General features: G+C 52.2%; 6 protein-coding genes. All 6 read right to left on the bottom strand.

Annotated elements, in window-relative coordinates; all coding sequences use genetic code 11:
• Positions 1 to 378 precede the first annotated feature (378 nt).
• The 6 genes from B7992_RS12165 to B7992_RS12135 all read right to left on the bottom strand — a co-directional run bounded on the left by B7992_RS12165 (position 379) and on the right by B7992_RS12135 (position 7,979).
• A complete protein-coding gene (locus B7992_RS12165) occupies positions 379 to 1,122 on the bottom strand; it encodes a PDDEXK nuclease domain-containing protein (protein ID WP_088666394.1) in 744 nt (247 codons plus the stop codon).
• Positions 1,123 to 1,268: 146 nt separating this feature from the next.
• A complete protein-coding gene (locus B7992_RS12160) occupies positions 1,269 to 2,639 on the bottom strand; it encodes a hypothetical protein (RefSeq protein ID WP_254917701.1) in 1,371 nt (456 codons plus the stop codon).
• A 186-nt stretch (positions 2,640 to 2,825) separates the two neighbouring features.
• Positions 2,826 to 4,400, bottom strand: a complete 1,575-nt coding sequence (locus tag B7992_RS12155; protein ID WP_073160734.1) for a hypothetical protein — start codon at positions 4,398 to 4,400, stop codon at positions 2,826 to 2,828.
• A gap of 444 nt (positions 4,401 to 4,844) precedes the next feature.
• Positions 4,845 to 5,870: a phosphoribosylformylglycinamidine cyclo-ligase gene (gene purM / locus B7992_RS12145; protein ID WP_073286552.1), complete on the bottom strand. Its 1,026-nt coding sequence runs from the start codon at positions 5,868 to 5,870 to the stop codon at positions 4,845 to 4,847.
• A gap of 44 nt (positions 5,871 to 5,914) precedes the next feature.
• Complete coding sequence (locus B7992_RS12140) at positions 5,915 to 6,718, bottom strand: cyclic nucleotide-binding domain-containing protein (protein ID WP_249269411.1); 804 nt, start codon at positions 6,716 to 6,718, stop codon at positions 5,915 to 5,917.
• Between the two features lie 10 nt (positions 6,719 to 6,728).
• The gene (locus B7992_RS12135; RefSeq protein ID WP_176421942.1) at positions 6,729 to 7,979 is read right to left on the bottom strand and encodes an ABC transporter substrate-binding protein; all 1,251 of its coding nucleotides are present in this window, start codon (positions 7,977 to 7,979) and stop codon (positions 6,729 to 6,731) included.
• Between the last annotated feature and the right edge of the window lie 62 nt (positions 7,980 to 8,041).

Raw genomic sequence — 8,041 nt, 5'->3', positions numbered from 1 at the left:
CATTTGCACTATACCTGCCTTTTTGTATAGTGTCAACTTTTTTCAGGATAAGACACATAGAAAAAAGGCGCGGAATCGCAGGCATTTGTCAGCTAGAGGCCTTCGACAGCCCGACACAAACAAACACGAACGACCCGCGCCCCATATTCTGGTCACCCAGCAAATGCACATTCAAGAAATTGAAGATGCATTACGCCAAGCGATGGCGCCAAGGTTAACCTGGCGGCAGACGCGTTCGTTTCGTCTTACTCACCGTGTCTTGAAATGTCGAAGTTTCTAGCTGTGAATAAGAGAAATGCTAATGACTTGAATATAGAACAAAATTCACATTCAAGTCAATAGATTCGGGTTTGTTTTACGGACTTTAAAGTAACTCAACTACACTCTCTCGCCTTTCAGCAAGTCGCTTTTTTCCATGAAGTCCAGCAGCTGGTGCCTGGTCGGCAATTTGGGCTTATAGACAGAGGCGAAATCGCTCTTGGCGACACTGGTGGCAAACTCCACCATTTTGGGCCCGCGGCTTGTAGTGAGCAGGATTCCCACGGGAGGGTTGTCGCCAGGCTGCATGACCTTGTCCCGGTAATGCCTGACACAGGTTCCCAGCTGATCTAAATCGGTCTTCCGGAATTTGCCATCCTTCAGGTTCACCAGCACATGGCAATGGAGCATACGGTTATAGAATACCCAGTCCACACTCAGGTCGGTGCCGTTCACGGGAAGCTGCCTTGCCCTGGCCTCCAGGCAAAAGCCCAGACCAAGTGAAAGAAAGAAATTCACCATGCGGTCCTGAGACTCGTAAGGCGCCACACTGTAGGACGCCCGCCTTTCGGCAGCGAAACTGCCCATGAGAAATTCCGCAGACGACTGCGCCCCCTCGGACACCATAAGGGAGCGCTGCACCGACGCAACCTGAAGTTCCACCAGCCTTTGCTGCAACCCCTTGCGCTCGGCAATCTGGGCAGAAAGCTCCGGCAGTTCCGCCTCCTTGACATAGCGGTTCCTGACCTTATCGCCCTCGCGCCACTGCAGGTAATAACGGTCCTTGCCCTGGATGACCTTCTTGGTGATGGAACCCTTGGGCAAGAGTGCAATCCGACTTACTATACTTTCCATTTCATTCATATACTACAATATAAACTACGTAAACTACATTGTCAAGATGTGTAGTTTATACTGATGCATAATCACAACAAACAGAAAAGCCCCGCTTACCTGCGGGGCATCCCATTTTTTATAAAATGTGCGGGATTTAAATACGCAAATTTTTATTACTTAACCGTAACCTTGGCGCTGTAGGAAAGTTTCTTACCACGGATTATGACAAAGTAATTTCCTGTAGGAAGATTGCGATTTACAACCATATGTCCCATGGCATCCATGATTACCACCTGGGCAGATTCCTGGACGCCCGACACAGAGACGGTCCTTCCGACGACACTTACCTGCGGCACCTTGAAGTTCACCTTGGACGAAACGATTCCCTCTTTATCGTCCTTTTCCTGGTTAGCGTTCTCGTTGTCTGCGTCCCCAAATCCATTTTCGTACAAAGTCGCAACGGCTTCAGCCCACAGACGGTGCATGCTCTGCGCACCCTTTTCGGCGGGATGCACGCCATCGCTGGCAGAGAGTTCTTCGGGGTGCTTGGAGAAGTAATCGTAAAAATCCGGGCCCTTAGGCAGGTTGTTTGTTTCGGTCAGCTCGTCGATGGCATCGAGGTAACCCTGGTACACTTGCCACTCGGCGATGTCGGGATTGGTGGCGATCATGCGGGCGATAATGGGCGTTACCCCGTGAGCTTTCGCCGTGTCAATGATTTCCTGCATGTTCTTCTTGAACTTCGCCAGGTTCCAGCCAGTTTTATCGCCCCAGGCGTCGTTGGTTCCCATTTCGATGGCCCAGAACTTGACATTGCCGGCATACTCGCCATAATACTTGAGGCCTTCGACCACGCCCGTGGTGTTCACGCAACCGATGCCGCCGCGGAGCATTGCAGGGTAGTAATCGGGATAGCGGGCGTGAATCAACTGAGAAAAGTTGGAGTCCACTTCTGTCTGCTTCAGGCCCATCTGGCTGATGCTGGTGCCCATAAAGAACCAGGTGTCGTTTCCGCCATCGCTCAAGTCGTAGGCGCCAATTTCTTCCAAGTTCTTGACGGCTTCGTCGGCCACGATCTTGAACCAGGACTTGCCTGCAAAATCTACCGCGATGCCGCGGCTCATGGCGCCACTTTCGCCAACCTGGGCCACAACTTCCCAGTCACCGTCAACACCGTCGGTGGAATTTCCGGAGGTCAGAATCTTGAAGTTCTGCAGGCTGGATCCTTCCGTAGGAAAGTGCTGGCAGCTCGCCGCATGAACATATTCGTCGCCTACCCAGGCTTCATCGCCGCGAGTCTCCCAGGTAATAAAAATTCTGGACGGCCCCTCCCCCACATTCAGGGCCAGTTCCTTCGCCGAGGCCACCTGATTAAAATCCAGATGACCATCAGTATAGACATCAGGTTTCCAGTTGGAATTGAGGGCACCATCTACATAAAGATTCTTGCCGATGCTCAAATTAACATTGGCCTTAATGGCAGATGCACTTACCGAAAGACCCAAAACACACGCCGCAACGGCGCCAACACCAAACATTTTCATAAACACTCCATAAGCGGCCCAAACCCATTCTGCACCGCGGTCTAAAAATAATCCCCATAATGGGGGTTCGCAAAATAATAAACCGCATACCTTATAGATCCGTTGGAACAGACGCAACAAGGAACATCACCAACGCAAAAAGGGCCTCCCGGGGGAGACCCTTTAAACGCTAAGGAATCGAATCGATTACTTCTTGCAGGCGCCCTTGGCTGCCATTTCGTCGGGGCATTCGCAGCCCTTATCGGTGCATTCCAAAGTTTCCAGCGGATCGCCAGCCTTGTAGGTAGACCAGTCGGTGTGCCATGCGTAGTTGTTGGACTTTTCCTTATTGATGGTAGTCATGTAATGGTCGATCAGGTACTGCGGGCATTCCACTTCTTCCCAGTTGTAGGTGGGATTGTCGGCAGCCATGAACCAGTCAGCAAACCAGTGGCAACCGCGGAGCAGGTTGGGAAGGCCAGCATTACCGAAGGCGGCATCGCACATTTCCTTCACGCAGGTCTGGTAAGATTCGAGAGTGTTGTCGTAGCCAAGCTTGCTCTGGCATTCAGTGAGGAAGCCGCCGAAGCCTGCGCCCCAGTTCACGTCTGCACCGTTCACCTGGACAGAGAGTGCGTCAAAGGCACCCACGCCACCACCCGGAACCATCAAGTCGAACTGGCCCACTTCCACATCGTGACCAATGTTGGAAGTCATGACCACCATGTGCTTGCCCTTAAGAGCCTTGTGGGTAGCCTTGGCAGCATTGTTGGCGCTAGCATCCTTGAAGGAGCCGTTGTACTGCAAGTGGAAGCACTTACCGCAAGAAGTTGCGGAGCCGGGACCTGCCACGTATGCATAGGAAAGAGTATCGTTAACAGCGATGGGAGCCATGTCGGTGCAAGTGAACACACCCTTATCCTTGGCTTCGCCACAGGCGCTGTTGGTTCCTTCGTAACCCATCCAGTACTGCTGAACGGCGTGGCCCAAAGTAAAGGTGGGAACTTCCACGTCGTGGATGTTGCAGTTACGGGCGGTAGTCATACCGGCTTCGTAGCTTGCCTGGGTGGTGGTATCGGTCTTGCCTTCTTCACCATTGCTGATCCAGGAGCAGTGAGGCTTACAGGCGTCCCAGTAACGGGAGTTCCAACCGGTCTGGCCGTTGCTCAAGATGTCCTTGGTGTATTCTGCCGGAGGAGCGCCATAAGATTCAATAGAGGGGAAGCCATTTTCCAGGGAGGGCTTTACAGTTTCGCTGCTGGAAATTTCTTCCTGAGTTCCACCGGGGCCGACAATGGGGGTAGATTCGGAGCTGGTGATTTCCTGGGTACCACCAGGGCCAACAATGGGAGTTGATTCAGAGCTGGTAATTTCCTGGGTGCCACCGGGGCCGACAATGGGAGTTGATTCAGAGGAGTTGGGATCAGACGGGTCCGGCGTAGAGGTTGCTTCGCACTTGTTTACCAAGTCAGCATAGCCGGCTTCCATGACCACATTGCCTTCGTTATCGTAGATGTTGATACCATCGTAGGTACCATAGGCATAGCCGTTAGCCAAGGTCACCTTGCCGACACCGTCAATTCCACGGGGATAAACCAGGAGCTTGACAGAACCCAGGTCTACTACAGAAACCTGTTCCGTAGCGACGATACCGGAGCAAAGATCGTTAACGGGACCTGTACCCGGTCCATCGGAACTGCTGTCACTGCTACAAGCCACAAAGGCGCCAGCAACCGTCAAGGCACCAGCAGCCACTAAACTTTTATAAAAGGGATGTTTCATAATACCTCTCTCATATGTGCCAAACCCAAACACGACACAATTTTACACTCGGGGGTAAAAATATATTCACAAAGCACATTTTCAAACAGTTGAAACCTTTTTGAAAGCTGAAAATGTTCCCGAAATGTACTCAAAATGAATTCAAATCCAATATTGGTGTAATTCAAAAAGGCAGTGATTCAAAAAAGGCAGTGGATTTCGCGGATTTCTCCGTTTTCCACCGCCTTTTATTTACTTTATCTAAAATAAATAGTCCCAAACGCACTTCAATTAGGGTAAAATCCGTCCAAATGGACGTTTTTTCAAAACAAAAACAGTCCGATTTCGCCCAAAAACCGCCGAGATTCCATACAACATAATAAAAAGGCAGTGGATTTCACGGATTTCTCCGTTTTCCACTGCCTTTTTCTTGTAACTCACCCTTCATTAAGGGCAAGAAGCATTTTAGTCCTTGAACTTGACCTGCTTGGAGCCGGCAACAACTTCGCCGACCTGCACCCACTTTTCGCCCTTGGCTTCGAGATGAGCAACAACTTCAGCCTTGTCAGCCGGATCGATGAAGATCAACATACCCATGCCCATGTTGAAGGTAGAGTACATTTCGTCCTTCTCCACAGAGCCTTCCTTCTGGATGAGCTTGAAGATCGGGGACGGATCCCAGGAGGTACGGTCAATGACAACGTCCACGTCATCCGGGAGGATACGGGGAATGTTACCCTGGTAGCCGGAACCGGTGATGTGTGCGAGACCCTGGATGATCTTCTTGTTGCAGAGATCGATGAGGCTCGGGTAGTAGCTGCGGTGCGGCATGGTGAGAGCTTCGCCGATGGTCATGTCGGTGCCTTCCAGCGGAGTGTCGACCTTGTAGCCGGCAACGTCGAAGAGAACCTTACGAGCGAGGGAGTAGCCGTTGGTATGAAGACCGGTGGACGGGAGACCGAGGATGATGGTACCCGGCTTGATCTTCTTGCCGTCGATGATGTTTTCGCGTTCTACGACACCCACGATGGTACCGGAGATATCGTAGTCACCCGGACCGTAGAAGCCCGGCATTTCTGCAGTTTCGCCACCGATGAGCACGAGACCGTTTTCGCGGCAAGCCTTAGCCATACCTGCGACCAGCTGGTCCATGACACCCGGTTCGAGACGGCCGGTAGCAACGTAGTCGAGGAAGAACAGCGGACGTGCGCCCTGGACGAGAATATCGTCGCAGCAGTGGTTCACGATATCCTGACCGGGCAGAGTATGAGTGCCCATTTCGATATCAACCTTGAGCTTGGTACCCACACCGTCAACGGAGCTGACGAGAACGGGGTCCTTCATGCCAAGGTGGTTGAGGGTGAAGAGGCCACCGAAGTTGCCAACGTCACCGAGAACGCCTTCGTTAAAGGTGGTACGGACGGACTTCTTGACTCCGACCATTGCTTCGTCTGCACGGGCCAGAGATACACCAGCGTCTGCGTAATTCATCTTTTTATCCTTCGCCCCATGCCGGGGCGTGTTTTGGGGTCAACTTACTGACCACCGTTTTGTTTTTCATCAATATTTCTGAGAGCATCCAGGATGAGGCTAGTTGTATCAGTCATCTGGTTGATGTTTACAACTTCCGGCATCAAGTGGGTATCCAACTTGTACAAGGTTTCGTCGCCCCATGAAAGCATTTTTTCAAAGGCGTCTGGGCCTGCCAGTTTACCGCACTTGGCACAGCAAATTCGACCATCTCTAAAGGCGATAAAGCCCTTTTCGCCATTGCACTCGAAAATCACGGTGCCAGTGACGCGGCTCTTTTCCATGGTCTGGGCAAAGTCGATAAAGGGAAGAACCTTACCGGAAGCCAACAAGGAAAGACGTTCAAATTCATCGAATGCCTTGTTCTTGGCGCGGAGTCGGTCTGCCACCACCTTGTACAAGTACACCATGATGCTGGGGTTCTTGTCCAGGAACTTCACAAACTCTTCGCGGGGAATGTGGAGCACGGTGCAGCCATCTTCGGCGGCGATCACCGTATTGCTGGTAGGTTCGTTACAAATGATGGACATTTCACCGAAGCATGCACCTGCTTCCAGGGAAGCCAGCATATTGTAATGACCGTCAGCAAGAATCTGACCGCAAATCATGGCGCGACCACTCTGCAACACGCAGAACGAATCACCGATAACGCCACCGTTAATAATAATCTCGCCCGTATCGTATTCACGAATCTGGGCATTCAAAAGCAAATAGTCAGCACAATCGCGAGGTACCTGCTGCAAAAACGGGGTACCCAGCTCATAATTGGCCGAAATCCAGTCACCTATACCTGTATGAGGTTTCATCATATTGTAAATATTAGAAAATATTGCGGTACCATTCAAATGCCGGATTCCCGGAAACGGGCTTTTTGGCGGTCGTGGAAATCAGGCTGGAGAGATTCTCCACCAATTCGTCGGGCCTTGCCACCGCACCTTCAAAGAAATCGTTTCCGCCGCCGGGCCCCTTACGCCCATCATTCTGCAAGACCTTCTTCTCCTTGAAAGCCTTGATGTAGGCGGCGCGGGGCTCCGCAGCCAGGATTTCTTCGGGAGTGCCGAACATACCGGGGTTAATCCAAATATCGACGGAGTCTGCCAGGGCCATCACATCTTCAATGGTGAGCTTCAGTTCGCGGGTAGTGTCGGACGCCCACAAGTAGCAGCCGCCTGCTTTTCGGATCAGGTCGGCAGTATAGCTACGTCCACCGGGGGCGTACCACACGCCGCCATAGCTCATGCCTGCAAGAACCCGGGGGCCCCTTGCCACAACCTTAAAACCACGCTTTTCATTTTGCCCGGAACGCACTACCTTCTGTTCTACACAGGGGTCGGCGCTTCCTGCCGGATCTCCATAAACAAGGGAATCAGAGAAAGACTCCGAATCCTTTTTTTCGTCGGGCATTTCTACGTTAAACAGGGAACTATAAAGCTTGATCCACGCCGCCTTGGCCTCAAGGGAATTCTCCTGCCATTCGGAGGTAAGCATTACGGGTATGCCCAGCTTTTCCATACGGTCGTAATCGTCCTGGGAACCGCCTGTGACAAAGGTCATGACCAGGTCCGGCTTTAAGGCGATGAGCTTCTCGTAATCCACATTCATGCCGTCGGGGCTTACTTCTGCGACCTGCCCTGCGGCGGCCTTTGCGTACAAAGTAGAATCCGCAATGTACTTCCCGGCACCTACCGCTATAATGCGGTCTTCCACACCGAGGCGAAGCATGTAGCCAATCTGGGCCGACGAAAGTACCGCCACCCTCTGGAGAGGCGTCCGCAGCACCATGGCGCTAGACAGTTCCCCGGGCAAGGCGCCCCCCGCGGTAAAGGCGGCAGAATCCCGAAGCACAAAGATTTTCTCCAAGGTGTCGGCCCCCACGATGGAGCGGATAGCGGCCACCTGTTCCCCGCAGGCGGAATCCACCCACAGAAGGTTGGTCCGGGCGCGTTCATCCCCCGCCACAACCTGCCAATTTTTCTGAATGGAACTGCCGCAGTCCTGCTGAACGGCTTCAACGTTCTTCTCTTTTTTAGCAGGCTCGGACCCGCAGCCCACCATTATCAAGGCGATCAAAATCCCCAATGCCCCGACTTTTCCACCAAAAGTCAACATCTTTAATCCTCAAATTCATCGTA

Origin of the sequence: Fibrobacter sp. UWH1, from assembly GCF_002210365.1 — a bacterium.
Taxonomy (GTDB): domain Bacteria; phylum Fibrobacterota; class Fibrobacteria; order Fibrobacterales; family Fibrobacteraceae; genus Fibrobacter.
The sequence above is the reverse complement of the archived record's forward strand: the minus strand, read 5'-3'. Positions and strand labels throughout refer to the sequence as shown.

What these genes read in the sequence shown, in the direction of transcription:
- B7992_RS12165 (WP_088666394.1), bottom strand. Translation starts at nt 1,122, where the DNA reads ATGAATGAAATGGAAAGTATAGTAAGTCGGATTGCACTCTTGCCCAAG.
- B7992_RS12160 (WP_254917701.1), bottom strand. Translation starts at nt 2,639, where the DNA reads ATGAAAATGTTTGGTGTTGGCGCCGTTGCGGCGTGTGTTTTGGGTCTT.
- B7992_RS12155 (WP_073160734.1), bottom strand. Translation starts at nt 4,400, where the DNA reads ATGAAACATCCCTTTTATAAAAGTTTAGTGGCTGCTGGTGCCTTGACG.
- purM (WP_073286552.1), bottom strand. Translation starts at nt 5,870, where the DNA reads ATGAATTACGCAGACGCTGGTGTATCTCTGGCCCGTGCAGACGAAGCA.
- B7992_RS12140 (WP_249269411.1), bottom strand. Translation starts at nt 6,718, where the DNA reads ATGATGAAACCTCATACAGGTATAGGTGACTGGATTTCGGCCAATTAT.